Raw genomic sequence first — 16,462 nt, 5'->3', positions numbered from 1 at the left:
GTCATAGACTGGGAGGTACATGATGACCTTAAATGCCGTATGGTTCGTATTGATAGCCATCTTATTCAGTGGATTCTTCCTGTTGGAAGGGTTCGATTTCGGTGTCGGAATACTGCTGCCGATGCTGGGGAAAAAAGATGAAGATCGACGATTGCTCATCAATAGCATTGGTCCTTTCTGGGACGCTAATGAAGTGTGGTTCCTTACTGCAGGAGGAGCGATGTTTGCCGCCTTTCCAAACTGGTATGCGACGTTGTTCAGCGGCTTCTACCTAGCGTTGTTCTTGCTGTTGGTAGCGCTCATAGGCCGCGGCGTAGCCTTCGAGTTTCGCAGTAAACTGGGTACACCACGTTGGCGAAAGACATGGGATTGGGTAATTTTCGCAGGCAGTCTATTGCCGCCGTTGTTGCTTGGGGTGGCTTTAGCCAACATGATGAAGGGCGTCCCGATTGACAGTCATATGAATTACGTAGGCAATTTCTTTAATCTCATAAGTACGTATTCAGTTGTTGGCGGCTTGAGCATGGTGGTGCTGTTTGTGCTTCATGGCGCAATATTTCTCACATTGCGTACAACGGGAGACCTTAGAGAGAAGGCCCGTAATGCAGCAGTATACGCTGGAGAACTGACAACTGCTGTGTTGATTATCTTCATTGTCCTGAGCTATTTTGATACGGACATGTTCTCCAAAGCAGGCATAGACCCGGGTGCAGTTCCCATTCTCGCTGGTTTGGCACTGCTGTCAGTCCGCTTTTTTATCAAGTCAAAGCGTGACGGATGGGCGTTTGTCATGACTGCATTGACCATTATTTTTTCATCGGCAACAGTGTTTATGGATTTATTCCCTAGAGTGATGGTGAGTTCTTTAAACAAGCACTGGAGCCTGACTGTGTACAACGCTGCGTCAAACCCCTATTCCTTAAAAGTGATGACCATTGTCGCTGTGTCTGTGGTGCCAATTGTCCTGGCATACCAGGCTTGGAGTTATTGGGTGTTTCGGAAACGGTTGCAACCGACAGATCATATGGACTACTAAAAGTCATTTCTAGTTCTTCGGGTGCAGAATCCTTCAGTCTGTCAGTGACTGAGCCATATGATAAGTGAGTTTGCTGTTTTGCCATAGGGGGACGTTCAAAGTCCCTGTTCCCCTATGGTTTTGCTTTTCTGTATTCGTCCTTCCTTTCTCATTTTCCTGTATACAGGTATAATGAATGTGTTTGTGTGAATATTATATAAGTTCTGAATTTTATTCCAAACGATTGCTCATCTCAACTCTAAGAGAGGTCTTTCCGTTGAACTACCGCGTTCCATCTGTATCTTTGGCAATGAAGATTCTTAAACTCTTGAGTCGCTACAACCACAAATCCAGTTCCCTAAAGGAGATTGCAGAGTTGACCGGGGTGAATAAGACAACCTGCCTCCGCGTCCTGAGGACCTTGCAACAAGAAGATTTTGTAAAATATGATGATGAGAAGAAAAAATACAGTCTTGGTCCATACCTTATCCCGCTCGGAAACCGGGCCAAGGAGTTGAATGATGTTGTTTCTGCTGCCATTCTGCAGTTGAGTTCCGTGTCTGTAGAGACCGGGTGTACCAGTGTCCTCATTGAACGTTTGAGGGACGACAGGCTCATTTTCATTGCTTCCGAGGAATCACCAAAACAGGAGGTGAAAATATCCGTTTCGATTGGACAACAATTCCCTCTTGCCGGAGCTGGAATTGGCCGGTGTTTTTTGGCCTATGACGGTGAACAAGAGTGGCAAAAATTCATTGAAACGGGTTTGGTACAATACACCCGTGAGTCAATTGTAGACAAACAACGTTTTGTCGCAAACTTGATGCAGATCCAAAGCCTTGGCTATGCGGTTTCTCATGGAGAAATGAGTGAGGGAATCTCCGCCGTCGCGGTGCCAATTTTTAATCAGAGCGGTCAAGTGGAACTTGTAATGGCCTGTATGGCAGTGACATCAGAATTTCATCGAAACGTGGAACAGAGAGCTGTATCTGTATTGATGGAAAAGGCAAAGAGGTTATCAGAGTGGAACGGCTATCAATATCGAGGCGAACGATTCGACACGACGTAAAATGTACTGGCATAGACACCGTGAACTTGTCATTTCGTCGCGGCAGGACGACGGTTCCAGTGCTTGGGTTTCGTTGACTGACAATACAGAATACTGTAGTATAATAATGATAAACTGCGTTTCATATGTGCAACGGAGACTGTGATGGTAGATATCGCAGGGTGATTTCGTCTATTTCAAATCAAGAGGTAATAGGTTCAATTCTATATGAAAAGGCTTACAAATTAGGTTGTGGGGGCGAGTCGAAATGATGGATTTCCCGTTGCTGCTGAAAAATGTATTATACCGTGCTCATACAGTTTTTCCGGAAAAAGAAATTGTGTCGCGAGATTTTTCGGGAATTGTTCGTTACACATACGCTGACTTTTACAAACGGGTTTGTAAACTGGCTAACGTGCTGGGAACACTCGGAGTTGGAGACAATGAGACGGTTGGAAGCTTTGCCTGGAATAACCACCGCCATGCGGAACTGTACTTTGCTGTGCCAACGTCGCAAAGGCTGTTGCATACCATTAACATTCGTCTGTTCGAAGAGCAACTTGTTTACTCCATCAATCATGGAGAAGACAAGGTGCTTTTTGTAGATGAAGACCTAGTCCCTGTCATTGCCAAAATAGCTGATAGACTTGAGACCGTAGAGAAATACGTCATTATGACTGACAAGGAAACCCTGCCAAATTTGCCTTTAAACAATGCTTACCTGTATGAAAACCTAATGAGTGAAGCAAGCGATGAATACGATTTTCGTGAATTTGACGAGAACACGCCAGCGATTCTCGCCTACACCTCGGCAACAACCGGAGACCCAAAGGGTGTCGTATATTCGCACAGAGGACTCTACCTTCACTGTCTGACCTGTATGACAGGAGAACTAGGGACTGGCGAAGCCGATGTCACGATGCCCATCGTTCCTATGTTTCACGTTAATGCTTGGGGGAGGCCGTTTATTGATGCCTGGGCAGGTGCAAAACAGGTATACCCGGGTCATCGACCCACTCCGGAGATTTTCTGCGACTTGATGGAGAAGGAACAAGTGACTTTGAGTGTGGGGGTTCCGACGATATGGATGGGTGTTTTGCAACACTTGCGAAATTCATCGAGAAAATACGACTTAAGCCATATTCGGTACCTCATGTCTGGGGGGTCTGCTCTACCTGTCGGACTGACAAGGGCGTTTGAGGAAGAGTACGGGATTCGATTGTATCAGGGGTACGGTCAAACTGAGACGACGCCTGTAACGTTTATAAATGAACCTAAGCGAGCATTGGCCAATCTGGGGGATGAAGAGAAATTCAAACTCAGGACAAAAACTGGGCTGCTCGTGCCCGGGCTTGAAATGCGATTGGTCAACGAGAGCGGCGAAGAGGTCGCCCGCGACGGAAGACAGATGGGCGAACTTTTGCTCCGCGGGCCGTGGGTCCTTAAAGAATACTACAAAAATCCTGAGAAAACGGCGGAGACGGTCGTGGATGGTTGGTTCCACACCGGGGATATCGCAACGATGGATGGAAACGGGTACCTGCAAGTAGTGGACCGGACAAGAGACCTTATCAAGAGCGGAGGCGAGTGGATTTCCTCCGTCGACTTGGAAAATGCAATTATGTCGCATGCTTCGGTTGCTGAAGCCGCTGTCATCGGCGTCACGGATGCAAGATGGCAGGAACGTCCACTGGCGTGTGTGGTGTTGCATTCTGAGGATAAGGGGAGCGTGACGGGGGAGGTGCTCTCTGAATTTCTGAAAGACAAAGTTGCGAAGTGGTGGATTCCTGACACGTATGTCTTCGTAGACGAGATTCCCAAAACCAGCGTGGGTAAATTCTCGAAACGAACGCTTCGAAAACAGTTGGATGAAGGATTAATCACCGTACAAGGGGACTGAACTCAGCGCCAAGCCCGTTGGCCAACGGAGAACATCATGAGGAGTCGTCTGTGCCGAGGAGAGGGAGGAGAACGAATGAGTAGATTTCAAAACTTCATAGGGAAGGAATCTGTTCCCGTTCGAAATGAAGTAGAGAAGGGAGCAATAAGAAAGTTTGCGGAGGCCATAGGAGATCCCAATCCACTATACCGTGATGAATCCTATGCAAGTGCAACACGATATGGTTCTATCGTTGCTCCGCCTACGTTTAGTCGTACCTTTGATTATGGTGCCATTGAGGGATTTGACCTTCCGCAGGATGGACTGATTCATGGTGAGCAAGGGTTTGAATACTACCGTCCTGTAAGACCTGGAGACGTTTTGTACTGTTCAACTAAACTGACTCGGGTATTTGACCGCAAGGGCAGGCTTGGGACAATGACCTTTCTGATATTTGAATACACTTCCAAGACCGAATCCGGAGACCTCGTCGTTAAGGGGACGTCATCGGTCATTTACAGACAGGGGGGCAAGCAATGACGACAACGGATCTCAAGGTAGGTCAGGCGCTTCCTCGACTCGTAAAGTCACCCGTTACGAAAACTCAACTGGTGATGTATTCCGGTGCATCAGGAGACTTCAATCCTATTCATACTGTTGATGAATTCGCTGAAGCAGCGGGTCTTGGCGGGGTGATTGCTCACGGTATGCTGACAATGGCTTTTGTGGGACAGATGCTCACCGACGCTATCGGCGAAGACGGGGACTTGCTCAATTTTAGTGTTCGGTTCAAAGAAATGGTCCGTCCGGGAGATGTTGTCACATGTGAAGGTACGGTCGTGGAACTACAAGAGGAAGGAGCAACGAACGTAGCGGTGTGCGATATTTCGGCATTCACGAGTCCGGAGAAAGTCGTTGTGACGGGAACAGCTGAGTTTCGGGTGTCAATCACCTAACAGACTTCATCTGTACGGCACGAAAACTGGTAGGTCACCTGTGTTTTGGAACAAAAGCCGGTTGCAATAATCTCATAACCCACATCAGTAGAGGTGCTGCTATGTCTGTATTCGATTTATTTGATTTGACGGGTAAGGTTGCAGTCATTACAGGCGGTGGACGCGGTTTAGGTGCTCAAATTGCACAGGCTTATGCAGAAGCCGGAGCCAAGGTCGTGCTTTGCTCGCGGAAGGTGGCCAACTGCGAACACCTAGCTTCACAACTCGTGCAGGCAGGTAAAGATGCGCTGGCTCTTGAATTAAATCTGACGAATCCAAACTCCATTCAATCAGTGGTAGATGAATCTATCCAAAAATTCGGAAAAATAGATATTCTCGTCAACAATGCGGGAGCGTCATGGGGTGCTCCTGCTCTGGATATGCCTTATGAAGCCTGGCAGAAAGTCATTCAAACGAATCTTACAGGTACGTTTCTTATGTCTCAAGCAACGGCGCGGCATATGAAAGAGCAGGGGCGCGGAAAGATCCTTAATATAGCTTCAACTGCCGGCTTAAGCGGGACTCCCCCTGAAGTTTTGGATGCTGTTGGCTATAACGCCAGTAAAGGCGGAGTGGTTATGTTGACAAAAGACCTTGCTGTAAAGTGGGCGCGTTACAACATCTATGTTAACGCTATTGCCCCGGGGTTTTTTCCGACAAAGATGACGAAAGATGTACTGCAAGCAAATCAAGAAGCAATTATAAACGCTGTTCCCTTACGGCGTCTTGGTGGTGAACGAGACTTGCAGGGAGCAGCGCTGTATTTCGCCTCTGCTGCATCGGACTATACCACTGGTCAAGTTCTTTCTGTAGACGGGGGAGCACTTGCTCAGTAGAAATGCGGGATGTCTCAGTTCGATGTCAACGGTCAAACAAAGAATTGAGGCTGCCCCCTTGGACGGATGCTCCTTGCCACAGTCATGTAACTGCATTCGTGTGTAGGAAAGGGAGCGATTTAGATGGACTTTGAGTACTCAGACACGGTTAAAGACTATCAGGAACGACTTATTAAATTTATGGACGATGTCGTGTACCCAGGAGAAAGAGAGTATTTCCAGGCTTTACAAGAGGAAAGACAAAGATGGATTATTCCCCCAATCATGGAGGAAATGAAGACCAAGGCAAAGGAAGCAGGTCTTTGGAACCTGTTTATGCCGGACAATATTCACGGAGCGGGTCTAACGAATCTGGAATACGCACCCTTAGCCGAACTCATGGGTAAATCCCCCATTGCTCCGGAAGTATTTAACTGTAACGCACCTGATACAGGAAATATGGAGGTGTTGGCCAGATACGGTACACCGGCGCAGCAAGAAAAGTGGCTGAAACCTTTGCTCGCAGGAGATATACGGTCGTGCTTCGCAATGACCGAACCAGACGTCGCTTCTGCTGATGCGACGAATATCCAAACAAGTATTGTCAAAGACGGAAACGAGTATGTGATTAACGGGAGAAAGTGGTGGTCTACTGGCGGCTCTGATCCGCGCTGCAAAATTGCAATTGTAATGGGTAAGACCAATTCAAATGCACAACGGCATGAACAACAATCGATGATTCTCGTTCCAATGGACACCGAGGGTGTGAGAGTGGAGAGAAACTTATCCGTATTTGGGTATGACGACGCGCCAAACGGCCATGCAGAAATCAGTTATACTGACGTCCGCGTGCCTGCGGAAAACATCTTATGGGGCGAGGGAAAGGGGTTTGCTATTGCTCAGGGAAGGTTAGGGCCAGGGCGGATCCATCACTGTATGCGGTCCATCGGCGTTGCCGAACGGGCTTTGGAACTCCTGTGCGAGCGGGCTGTTCAGAGAGTTGCTTTCCACCGTTCGTTATCTGAACAGGGTGTTATACGTGAGTGGATTGCAAATTCCAGAATTGAAATTGAGCAGGCTCGTCTCTTGACACTGAAGGCTGCCTATATGATGGATACGGTGGGAAATAAGGGCGCCCGTAAGGAAATTGCCATGATTAAGGTAGCGGCTCCAACCGCAGCGCTGCATGTACTCGACAGAGCCATTCAAACCTATGGCGGTGCCGGGGTGAGTGATGATTTTCCTCTCGCTGCAATGTGGGCTGCAGTGCGTACACTTCGCATTGCTGACGGTCCGGATGAGGTTCATCGGCGAGATGTTGCAAAACTTGAATTGCGTTCGTACCAATCATAAGACAGTGACGACAGGTAAATAGGCGAAATAAGAGAAGACGCATTAGAAATGGAACATAGAGTACAGAAACGTCAGGAGGTAACAGATGTCGCACCTTATCCCTGTCCGTGATGGTGAATCTTTCGATGAAGCAGCCGTGGAGACGTATTTGCGACAGAATTTGAACGGCCTTCCAGATGGTACACTGCAGGTGCAACAGTTCTCTGCCGGCCATTCCAACCTGACCTATCTGTTGACAATAGGGCACTGGCAGGCGGTATTGCGCAGACCTCCCGTGGGACCAGTGGCTCCTCGGGCTCACGATATGCATCGTGAATTCAAATTGCTTACTGCCGTGTATCCATATGTCGAGGCAGCGCCTGTTCCCTATTTGATGTGTTCGGACGAGTCCCTCATCGGAGTTCCATTTTACGTCATGAAAAAGTTGTCAGGAGTGGTATTAGACGGCACGTGGCCCCAAGCCTATGCAAATACGCACAAGAACAAGCAAGCCGTTTCCAAGGCGTTAATAACGACGTTAGCGCAAATGCATCAAATTTCACTTGAAAATTATCCGAACCTCGTTGACATTGGCCACCCGCAGGGATACATGCAACGACAGGTTACAGGCTGGATGAAGCGGCATGAGTTGGCAATTACAGATGATAGAATTCCCGGAATGCAAGAAGTGGGCACCTGGCTGCTTCGTAATTTGCCGAACAGCGGGCGTGCAGCGTTGATCCACAACGACTTCAAGCTAAATAATGTACTTTATAACAAAGACAACCCCGGCCATATTGTTGGGATTGTGGATTGGGAAATGGCTACTGTCGGCGACCCGCTGTCAGACTTAGCCATTACCTTGAGTTACTGGGCCCAAAAGGGTGACCCGTCTGCCTTGACAAACAAGTTTTCCCGTCTCACGGCAGAGGATGGTTTTATGCGGCGTTCGGACCTCATTCAGTTGTATTCCAAGGAAATGGATTGGGAGATTGACAATCTGTCCTTTTATATGGCATTTGCCTACTTTAAAGCTTCGGGGATTTTACAGCAAATCTACTACCGCTGGTGGCAAGGACAAACGCAAGACCACCGTTTTGCTGCACTTGGCGAGATTGCCAAAGATTTGATGGAAATGGCGGTCAACGCAACCAAAGGGAGATACCTGTAATACTTTGTACTTGCATAGAATTTTGCAAAAACTGATGCTTGAAAAATGAAATACAAAAAGTGAAGAAGAGGGAGCGGATTTACAATGACAAAAACACGTGTTGCGATGGTGACTGGTTCTGCAAGAGGAATTGGAGCAGCCACTGCCAGGCGACTTGCACAATCAGGAGCAAGTGTAGCGGTTGTGGATTTAAATGAGGATGCCTGTCAGGAAACGGTTGCAGCTATTCACTCTGCCGGTGGAACGGCAATTGCTGTGGGCTGCGACGTATCTAAAGCCAATCAAGTGCAAGACGCTGTCGAAAAAGTCGTAAAAGACCTTGGCGGGATCCACATCCTCGTAAACAATGCAGGAGTCATACGAGACAATTTACTTTTTAAAATGTCCGAGGAAGATTGGGATATGGTCATGAATGTTCATTTAAAGGGACATTTCCTTTGCAGTCGTGCTGTTCAAAAATATATGGTGGAACAAAAATACGGCAAGATTGTCAATGTTAGCAGTACTTCTGCGCTTGGGAATAAGGGACAGGCGAACTACTCTTCCGCAAAAGCAGGTATTCAAGGACTGACAAAAACTCTAGCCATAGAACTAGGGCAGTTCAACATTAATGTAAATGCCGTGGCGCCCGGATTTGTAGAGACAGACATGACAAAGGCGACTGCTGAGCGGGTTGGGGTGAATATGGAGCAATTTAAGGAGTACGCTGCTAAAGAAATTCCTCTGCGTCGAGTCGGACAGCCGGAGGACATTGCTAATGTTGTGAATTTCCTGGCAAGCGACGAGGCTGGTTTCGTCTCAGGTCAAGTGATTTATGTGGCCGGCGGGCCAAAAGCATAGGGTTTTTGGAGCGTTTGCAGACAGATTCTTTAGCAATAGAAGTTTGCTCTGGCGGACCGCAAATACGGTACTTAGTGTCTATAAGGGAGAGATGCAGACATAACGAGGAGAGATGGACATGGACTTTCGTTTGCCTGAAGAGATAAGTCAAATGAAAAACATGATACGAGACTTTGTGGACAACGAGGTTGAACCTTTGGCTGGGAAGATAGAGGAAGAGGACGAGGTTCCGCAAGCACTGTTGCATCAATCGAAGCGCCTGGGTTTATTTGGTCTATCCATTCCTGAAGAATACGACGGTATGGGGCTGAACATGGTTGGAAAATGCGCCTTGTTTGAAGAACTTGGAAGGACGATAAATGGGTATACGACCATTCTTGGTGCACACAACGGAATTGGTTCCGTCGGAATTGTAGAGTTGGCAAATAAGGAACAAAAACAGCGGTACCTTCCACCAATGGCTGCAGGAGAGTGGATAGGGGCTTTTGCTTTGACGGAACCAGAAGCGGGATCGAATGCGGCGAACCTACAGACAACGGCGGTTAAAAGGGGCAACAAATACATTCTTAATGGGCAGAAAATATATATTACAAACGCTCCCATAGCAGATGTTTTTACGGTTATGGCAGTGACCGACAGGGACGCGGGCGCTAAGGGAATCACCTCGTTTATTGTTGAAAGAAGTTTTCCTGGCTTTCATGTCGGAAGTATCGAAAAAAAGATGGGATTACACGGTTCGCACACAGCACAGCTATACTTTGAAGATTTGGAAGTTCCGGAGGAAAACGTGCTTGGGGAACTTGGTGACGGATATGTCAACGCGCTAAAAATCCTAGCCAACGGGCGCGCGGGACTTGCAGCCAGGTGCTTGGGCTCAAGCGAGTACCTGTTGCAGAAGTCGATAGAGTACGCCCATGATCGAAAGCAATTTGGGAAGCCCATTTATGAACAGCAAATTATTCAACACTACCTCGCTGAAATGGCGCTTGAAATTGAAACACTTCGGTCATTCATTTACCGAGTTGCCTGGATGACAGATGAAGGAATGAATGTGATTAAAGAAGCCGCCATGGTCAAACTGTACGGTTCTGAAGTCTACAATCGCGTTGCCGACAAGGCTGTGCAAATTCACGGCGGAATAGGTTATATCTCTGATTTTCCAATTGAGCGGTTTTATCGGGACGCCCGTATTACGCGAATCTATGAGGGAACGTCTGAGGTTCAAAAAAACATTATCAGTTCTCGTTTACAGAAAGAGTACTTACAGAGACAGAGATAGGAGAGCAGACTAGCAAACGTCAAACGCAACGAACCGATGGGAGGAGTGAGTAGGATGGAGACGGTATGGTTAGTGGAATATGTTCGAACCCCGATTGGTCGCCTTGGCGGGGCACTTAAGTATCTTCGCCCGGATGACATGGCGGCTATCGTATTACACGAAGCAGTGAGACGCGCTAACATCGACCCGTCTCAGTTGGACGAGGTGTTTCTCGGATGCGCAAATCAAGCGGGGGAAGATAACCGCAATGTGGCCCGCATGGCGGTACTGCTTGCAGGTTTCCCAGAACACGTCCCGGGAGTGACTGTAAATCGACTCTGTGCTTCGGGGCTTGAGGCTGTCAATCAAGCGGCACGAGCCATTGCCCTCGGTGAAATGGACATGGCGATTGCCGGCGGCGTAGAAAGTATGACTAGAGCTCCCTTGGTTCTTCCAAAACCGGATATGGAGTTTGTCCGGGGAAATCAGACAATATGGGATTCAACCTTGGGTTGGAGAATGGCCAATCCGAAGTTTCCCTATCCCTTGGAGAGCATGGGAGAGACCGCTGAAAATGTAGCTGAGATGTACCATATATCTCGTTCAAGGCAAGATGAGTTTGCATTTTCCAGTCAACGTAAAGCAGACCGAGCACAGAAGAACGGTATCTTTGAAGAGGAAGTTGTCCCCGTAGCAGTGAAACACAAAAAGGAAGATAGACTCGTACAATTTGATGAGCATCCAAGGCCGGAAACAAGCCTTGACAGACTCTCGAGACTTCGTCCTGCGTTCAGGGAGGAAGGGACCGTTACTGCCGGGAACTCCTCAGGACTTAACGACGGTGCTGCAGCTTTACTGCTGGTCTCTGAAACAAAGGGCCGGGAACTTGGTTTGAAGCCGATGGCGCGGTACGTAGCTTCTGCATCGGCGGGTGTGAGTCCTCGTACGATGGGGCTTGGGCCAATTCCAGCTACCCACAAAGCCTTGAAGCATGCTGGGTTGTCTGTAGAAGAATTGGATTGGATAGAATTAAATGAAGCTTTTGCATCACAGTCTTTGGCGTGCATCGAGGAGCTCCATCTTCCTCATGAACGAGTAAATCCAAACGGCGGGGCTATTGCCCTGGGACACCCACTGGGATGTTCAGGTGCACGGATTGTAGGGACTTTGGCGAAACAACTGCAGAGAACGAGGACACGCTACGGCCTTGCTGCCTTGTGCGTGGGTGTAGGTCAGGGGGTTGCCACGGTCCTGGAGCGAGTTGAAGAATCCTAACGGCGAAAATGTGTCTACACTGCATGTCGCAGCGTAAAGAGCAAGCAGGGAGGTCTCTGCTTGCCCGTTTTTCCGAGAAAGTGGTATACGGTAGTTCGACATTTCGCAGTGTGAGCCGCTCGGCTTCGGTGTCGTCAATCCGCATTGCATTGGTCTTGACTACGATCCAAAACCGAGGGATTTGACTGCCTTGTACGCATTTGCGACGAGCAGGCCAATAAAGAGATAGGAAAGCCCTCCGAAGACAAGGTAGACGCCTACGCTGGCTACGGCTGCAATGACGCTGAACATCACTTGGTCTCCGTATTTTGCTGGAGAAGTTGGCGGGTCAGTCAGCATAAAGAATGCTAGGAACAAAGCCGCGTTGACAATTGGTATCCGCATGGCATCTCCGGGTGTATAGGCAGCATTGCCAAAGTGGAGGGAGGCAGCGAGTGTTAGCAGCAGAAAATAGGTTCCGAGATAGGTCAAGACCTGAGGGAACTTATTTACTTTTCCTGTTATGAGGTAACCTCCTGCAACAAGCAATGGGAGAAAGTAGACCGGGATGTCGGCTAGGTCTCCCCACCAGCTTTGACCCGTATGAAACACGAGCAAAGCGAACAACAAGGCGAAAGCAGCAGGATTAAATATAGGTTTTCTCTTGATCTTTAACACGTGTTTGGAGGCGACGGCTATAGCCGCAGTGACGGCGGCAACCTGCCAATGCACCGTACCACTCAGGACCAGTCCAACAATGACCCCAGTAATGATGCCCCCGTCCGGAAACACACGTTTGTTTCTTCGCATAACTGCCAGCAACAAGTCAATCATGGCAGCTGTAAATGCCGCTGCCAGTACATTTGCAATCCCGGGACGATCCGATGAGTGCAGTGCAGCCACCAACATCAAACCTAACAGCAGCCATAGCACGGTCCCTTTTGGTGTGCGAAGAAACTTGCGCACAGGACCTGGCATGGCTTGCGTCTGCGCTCCAGCTTGATTTTGCCCAGCAGCCCCCCGGCTTTGACTTGGGGACGGCTTTCTTGATGGCATTGCTGGATTTGCAGTACGGTTATAGTCATTCATATATGTTACCCTCCAACCCAGACGTGACTTTTATTTGCAGGTCTTGAGCTATCATCATGCCTTCCAGTCCAACCTCCTCCAATAAATGCAAGGCCTGCTGTGGTGGATAGAGGAAAGCGGCCGTGGAGAAAGCGTCAGTCATCATCGTGTACGGCCCAATTGCAGTCAAACTCAAAAAACTGTCGGCAGAACGTTTGTCGTGTGCATTCACAATATGGTGCGAATTACTGTCCGTCGGGCTCTTGCGCTCATATGAACCTGAAGTACAAACGGCCGAATCCTGAACCAGGAGCGAGCGAATTGTGGTCTCACGATGCACAGGATGACGAATGTCTACTTTCCATGGCTCGCCGTCGACACTTGTGCCTGCTGCATAAACGTCGCCGCCAGCGTCAACCACAAATCCAGGGAAACTGTAGTTGGCGAGTTCAGTGACAGCCAAGTCTACTGCAAGTCCCTTTGCTACTGCCCCTAAGTCCATGTGCAGCGGCCGGTGCAAACAAATCGTCTGGTTCGTCTCATCAAGTTCAATATCACGAAACGTAGCTTCCTCATCTGCCGACTTCTTTGACCAAACTGCCTCACCGGTGAGATAGTGATGTACGAACCCCATCTGCTCCATTGTCGCCGCGATGGTCGGGTCAAATACCCCATTAGTCCACTTAGCAACCTCACACGCAAAGTGGACGCTTTGAAACAGGATTGGACTCACGGGTACTTGAGTTCCAACAGGGGACTCAATCAGTCTCGTTAACTCGCTGTCCCTGTCGAATCGGCTGCAAGCTTGTTCTACCGCATGGATTACCCCTACAGCCTGTTGCATCGCTTGGTTAATAATATCAGAAGATTCCAACGAAACGATTTGTATTTGAATGAGAGTCCCTAATGCCATCCATGTTTTAAGTGTGGCGGGCACTTTCTCTCGTGACGAGTGTGACAGCGTCAACTACCCCTTATAATTTGGATTCTTCGCTTGAGAGAGAGCTTGCACAAGCGCAAAATAGAAGTCTCGAGTACTGAGCGTGGCCCCTGATACAATTGGGATGCGGGTGGTCTGGTGTGCGACTACGTAACTCGGCAGTACTGGGTTGATATAGCGCTCTGGATAGTGTGTGTCACACTGGGTAATTTGTACATTTGCTATTTTACCGGCTTTGATGGACACGGCTACTGCGACTGTTCCAATCCGATTTGATGCGGACCCATTGTATGTACCATCCAAGTAAGGGGCTGTCGTATTGGTTTTCTTGTTGGCACTCTTTGTTCCGTGTGAAGATGACTTCTGTCCACCGGATTTGTTGGTGTTCGACGATTGGGTACCCGCTTGAGACCCTGAATTTGACGAGTTGGAAGTGCCGGTACTGGATTTTTTGCTTCCAGTATTCGATGAGGCAGAGGAATTTCCGCCTGATGATTGCGATCCGTTGGTCTGCCCTCCGGATGTCGCCGACGGTGCACTGGCATGCGCGTGAACAGTTGGTGCCGCAGCGGCTGTATTATGGTTTGTTGTAATAGAGTAACCCGTTGAATAGATTGCACCGACAGCCAGAGAGCACAATGTGACGAACTTTGGACTCATCTTTCCTGCCATTGGCAAACCTCCTTATGCTTATTGAAAGTCAAGATAAGACTGACCCGAAATATCTGTGTAACCCGGTGTTCTGCTCCGAATAGACGTACATATTAAACGTTATCAGCCGAATATCAATCTGATGTCAAATAATTGGCTGCTTATTGCAGACTCTTACAAAGAAAACACTCTCTGCAGTTGTTCTAAGCTTTGAAATCTAGTCTAACCAACGAATGTTTAGGAGATATAAAGAGTTTGTGGAGATTTTATGGTATTTGGGAATCATTTGCCTCACCACATTTTCTCCATACAATCACCACATTGATTCCATCATTATGTGACGTTCTTTAAGTAATGTATAAATTGAACAAATTCGGTATTTTACTATTTTAGCATGAAGGAGATTACCACTATTGAAATCACGGCAGGATAAGACCACCGATGGGTCAGAGGCAAAGCAATCACGCGCTGCAGAAAAGCACCCACTGGTGCGGCAAATTCCCCTTTGGTCAGCGGTCGCTGCAGCCGTCGGAGGGGCGGTTGTTGTAGGAGCAGCATGGGGGACAACAGCGTTTCTGTCGCGCACTGGCAATCACGTTATTGCAAAAGTGGGAAGTACAACGATTACGCAGGCAGAGCTGGCCAATAAGTTGGAATCTACTGGGGGAACGCAGACCCTGCAACAAATGATTGATAATCAACTTATCAAGGATGGTGCAAAGAAGTATCACTTGACGGCAACGAAAGCAGAAGTGCAAAGCGCTCTCAGCGGCATGGAAGCCCAGTACGGAATATCAACCACGTCAGAACTAACATCGTTTCTTCAACAAAATCATATACAGTTAAATCAATTGACGGCCGCTTTAAAACTTCAAGTCCTTGAACAGAAACTGGCGGAACGAAACGTAAAGGTGACAAACAGCGAAATTCAAAGTTATTACAACGCCAATAAGTCGCAGTTTACAACAACTGGACAGTCGAAACCGCAGCCCCTTAGCAAAGTGAAAAGTCAAGTGGTGACGGCGGTAAAGCAATCAAAAGCCATCCCGCAGAGCGTTTTATTTTCACAGTTAGCGAAGAGTGACGGCCTCTCAATCCTAGATTCAAAATACAAGAGCCTCAATAGTCAGTATTCCGGGACAAGTACAGTTGGTACAGGGAATGTGACAGGATTGGCGCCTTCAGCAAACAGTACCAATGCCACCGGTACGGGTTCCGCTTCGGCAAGTAACAGCAGCTCTGCTGGTGCAAGTTCTACGTCGTCAAGCAATAGCACAAAGAATTCAGCATCGTAGTGCTGGGCCTGCCATCGTGATGTAAGACTGGAGTGTTACAATGGAGGTGAAATCAATGCGAAGGTGAGGCTGAATCCAATGCGAGGAAAGGTTGTTTTAATCACAGGTGCGAGCAAGGGAATTGGAGCACAAACGGCCAAACTTCTGGCGAGCCGGGGAGCATCGGTCCTTGTGAACTACTTTTCCAATGAAGAGGCAGCAAACCAGGTGGTTTCAGACATTGAAAAAGGCGGCGGGCAAGCGCTTGCGGTCCGGGCCGACGTCAGAGATGAAGAACAGGTTCAACAACTGGTTGACGAGGCCATACATGCTTATGGGCGGATTGATGGGTTGGTAAACAATGCTGCTATGAGTTTCATTCGAAAACCATTCTTGGAACTAAATTGGCAGGAGTTTTCACAAAAGCTGAATGATGAATTAAAAGCTGCATTTCAGATGACCCAGGCTGTGCTGCCGCACATGGTCGAGAAGCGGTACGGACGGATTGTTTATGTAGCTACAGGCTTGGCCAAAACCCCGCAAGTTCCCTTTATTGCGCATGGGACAGCCAAAGCTGGGCTGATTACTTTTGGTCAATATATCGCGAAGGAATTTGGTCAATATGGGATTACCGCCAACATTGTGTCACCGGGACTGGTTGAGACGGATAGGACAGCCAATCAGCCACAGGAATTCAAAGACAGAATGGCACAGATGACAGCGCTGAAGAGAATCGCGAATCCGGCTGACGTTGCCAGGGCCATCGCGTTTTATGTCAGCGACGACAGCCGTTTTGTTACGGGGAGCAATACGTTCGTGGACGGAGGTACGACGATGCCGTAGCGTGGGCGCCGCTATATGTAGGTGGTAGGTGCTATGCACGATGTTGGCCAGTCCATGAAACGATAAATAAGCTCTCACC

At 48.4% G+C, this 16,462-nt stretch carries 16 protein-coding genes; 13 read left to right on the top strand and 3 right to left on the bottom strand.

The features are described 5' to 3' along the window. Positions 1-19 precede the first annotated feature (19 nt). The 11 genes from cydB (at position 20) to GI364_RS16515 (ending at position 11,628) form a co-directional block, all read left to right on the top strand. On the top strand, positions 20-1,036 hold the full coding sequence (gene cydB, locus GI364_RS16565) for a cytochrome d ubiquinol oxidase subunit II (RefSeq protein ID WP_198850346.1): 1,017 nt from the start codon (positions 20-22) through the stop codon (positions 1,034-1,036). Between the two features lie 256 nt (positions 1,037-1,292). Then, positions 1,293-2,084, top strand: coding sequence for an IclR family transcriptional regulator (locus GI364_RS16560; protein ID WP_198850345.1), 792 nt, complete (start codon positions 1,293-1,295; stop codon positions 2,082-2,084). Between the two features lie 247 nt (positions 2,085-2,331). Continuing rightward, entirely contained in the window at positions 2,332-3,963 is a 1,632-nt protein-coding gene (locus tag GI364_RS16555) for a long-chain fatty acid--CoA ligase (RefSeq protein WP_198850344.1), read from the top strand. A 75-nt stretch (positions 3,964-4,038) separates the two neighbouring features. Next, complete coding sequence (locus GI364_RS16550; protein WP_198850343.1) at positions 4,039-4,482, top strand: MaoC family dehydratase N-terminal domain-containing protein; 444 nt, start codon at positions 4,039-4,041, stop codon at positions 4,480-4,482. Then, on the top strand, positions 4,479-4,898 hold the full coding sequence (locus GI364_RS16545) for a MaoC/PaaZ C-terminal domain-containing protein (RefSeq protein WP_198850342.1): 420 nt from the start codon (positions 4,479-4,481) through the stop codon (positions 4,896-4,898). The genes GI364_RS16550 and GI364_RS16545 overlap by 4 nt, the downstream gene beginning before the upstream one ends. A gap of 101 nt (positions 4,899-4,999) precedes the next feature. After that, positions 5,000-5,773, top strand: a complete 774-nt coding sequence (locus GI364_RS16540; protein WP_198850341.1) for an SDR family oxidoreductase — start codon at positions 5,000-5,002, stop codon at positions 5,771-5,773. Between the two features lie 123 nt (positions 5,774-5,896). Next, complete coding sequence (locus GI364_RS16535) at positions 5,897-7,105, top strand: acyl-CoA dehydrogenase family protein (protein ID WP_198850340.1); 1,209 nt, start codon at positions 5,897-5,899, stop codon at positions 7,103-7,105. 85 nt (positions 7,106-7,190) lie between these two features. Then, a complete protein-coding gene (locus GI364_RS16530; protein WP_198850339.1) occupies positions 7,191-8,255 on the top strand; it encodes a phosphotransferase family protein in 1,065 nt (354 codons plus the stop codon). 84 nt (positions 8,256-8,339) lie between these two features. After that, positions 8,340-9,095 carry a beta-ketoacyl-ACP reductase gene (locus tag GI364_RS16525; RefSeq protein WP_198850338.1) on the top strand — a complete coding sequence of 252 codons (756 nt, stop codon included), beginning with the start codon at positions 8,340-8,342 and terminating at the stop codon, positions 9,093-9,095. A 118-nt stretch (positions 9,096-9,213) separates the two neighbouring features. Further along, positions 9,214-10,374: an acyl-CoA dehydrogenase family protein gene (locus tag GI364_RS16520; RefSeq protein ID WP_198850337.1), complete on the top strand. Its 1,161-nt coding sequence runs from the start codon at positions 9,214-9,216 to the stop codon at positions 10,372-10,374. Between the two features lie 54 nt (positions 10,375-10,428). Beyond that, positions 10,429-11,628, top strand: a complete 1,200-nt coding sequence (locus tag GI364_RS16515; RefSeq protein ID WP_198850336.1) for a thiolase family protein — start codon at positions 10,429-10,431, stop codon at positions 11,626-11,628. A 159-nt stretch (positions 11,629-11,787) separates the two neighbouring features. On the opposite strand, the gene GI364_RS16510 is transcribed toward GI364_RS16515, so the two are convergent. The 3 genes from GI364_RS16510 to GI364_RS16500 are packed head-to-tail and all read right to left on the bottom strand — an operon-like array spanning position 11,788 to position 14,287. Next, the gene (locus tag GI364_RS16510) at positions 11,788-12,696 is read right to left on the bottom strand and encodes an RnfABCDGE type electron transport complex subunit D (protein WP_198850335.1); all 909 of its coding nucleotides are present in this window, start codon (positions 12,694-12,696) and stop codon (positions 11,788-11,790) included. Next, positions 12,689-13,642 (bottom strand): FAD:protein FMN transferase, encoded by a 954-nt coding sequence (locus tag GI364_RS16505; protein WP_198850334.1) that lies wholly within the window; start codon positions 13,640-13,642, stop codon positions 12,689-12,691. Before GI364_RS16505 ends, GI364_RS16510 begins: the two co-directional genes overlap by 8 nt. Continuing rightward, entirely contained in the window at positions 13,643-14,287 is a 645-nt protein-coding gene (locus GI364_RS16500; RefSeq protein ID WP_198850333.1) for an FMN-binding protein, read from the bottom strand. It lies immediately after the preceding gene. Between the two features lie 392 nt (positions 14,288-14,679). Here GI364_RS16500 and GI364_RS16495 point away from each other — a divergent pair, with 392 nt between their 5' ends. Further along, entirely contained in the window at positions 14,680-15,561 is an 882-nt protein-coding gene (locus tag GI364_RS16495) for a SurA N-terminal domain-containing protein (protein ID WP_198850332.1), read from the top strand. Between the two features lie 78 nt (positions 15,562-15,639). Beyond that, positions 15,640-16,383: an SDR family NAD(P)-dependent oxidoreductase gene (locus GI364_RS16490; protein WP_198850331.1), complete on the top strand. Its 744-nt coding sequence runs from the start codon at positions 15,640-15,642 to the stop codon at positions 16,381-16,383. Positions 16,384-16,462 lie beyond the last annotated feature (79 nt).

The sequence above is a fragment of the Alicyclobacillus sp. SO9 genome (assembly GCF_016406125.1).
Classification (GTDB): Bacteria; Bacillota; Bacilli; order Alicyclobacillales; family Alicyclobacillaceae; genus SO9.
Note: the sequence above shows the minus strand (reverse complement) of the source record. Positions and strands in the feature narration are given on the sequence as shown.

Excerpts from the sequence above, each read along its gene's own strand:
- GI364_RS16540 (WP_198850341.1), top strand. The coding sequence starts at position 5,000 with ATGTCTGTATTCGATTTATTTGATTTGACGGGTAAGGTTGCAGTCATT.
- GI364_RS16500 (WP_198850333.1), bottom strand. The coding sequence starts at position 14,287 with ATGGCAGGAAAGATGAGTCCAAAGTTCGTCACATTGTGCTCTCTGGCT.
- GI364_RS16550 (WP_198850343.1), top strand. The coding sequence starts at position 4,039 with ATGAGTAGATTTCAAAACTTCATAGGGAAGGAATCTGTTCCCGTTCGA.
- GI364_RS16545 (WP_198850342.1), top strand. The coding sequence starts at position 4,479 with ATGACGACAACGGATCTCAAGGTAGGTCAGGCGCTTCCTCGACTCGTA.
- cydB (WP_198850346.1), top strand. The coding sequence starts at position 20 with ATGATGACCTTAAATGCCGTATGGTTCGTATTGATAGCCATCTTATTC.
- GI364_RS16555 (WP_198850344.1), top strand. The coding sequence starts at position 2,332 with ATGATGGATTTCCCGTTGCTGCTGAAAAATGTATTATACCGTGCTCAT.
- GI364_RS16490 (WP_198850331.1), top strand. The coding sequence starts at position 15,640 with ATGCGAGGAAAGGTTGTTTTAATCACAGGTGCGAGCAAGGGAATTGGA.
- GI364_RS16525 (WP_198850338.1), top strand. The coding sequence starts at position 8,340 with ATGACAAAAACACGTGTTGCGATGGTGACTGGTTCTGCAAGAGGAATT.
- GI364_RS16515 (WP_198850336.1), top strand. The coding sequence starts at position 10,429 with ATGGAGACGGTATGGTTAGTGGAATATGTTCGAACCCCGATTGGTCGC.
- GI364_RS16510 (WP_198850335.1), bottom strand. The coding sequence starts at position 12,696 with ATGAATGACTATAACCGTACTGCAAATCCAGCAATGCCATCAAGAAAG.
- GI364_RS16530 (WP_198850339.1), top strand. The coding sequence starts at position 7,191 with ATGTCGCACCTTATCCCTGTCCGTGATGGTGAATCTTTCGATGAAGCA.
- GI364_RS16520 (WP_198850337.1), top strand. The coding sequence starts at position 9,214 with ATGGACTTTCGTTTGCCTGAAGAGATAAGTCAAATGAAAAACATGATA.
- GI364_RS16535 (WP_198850340.1), top strand. The coding sequence starts at position 5,897 with ATGGACTTTGAGTACTCAGACACGGTTAAAGACTATCAGGAACGACTT.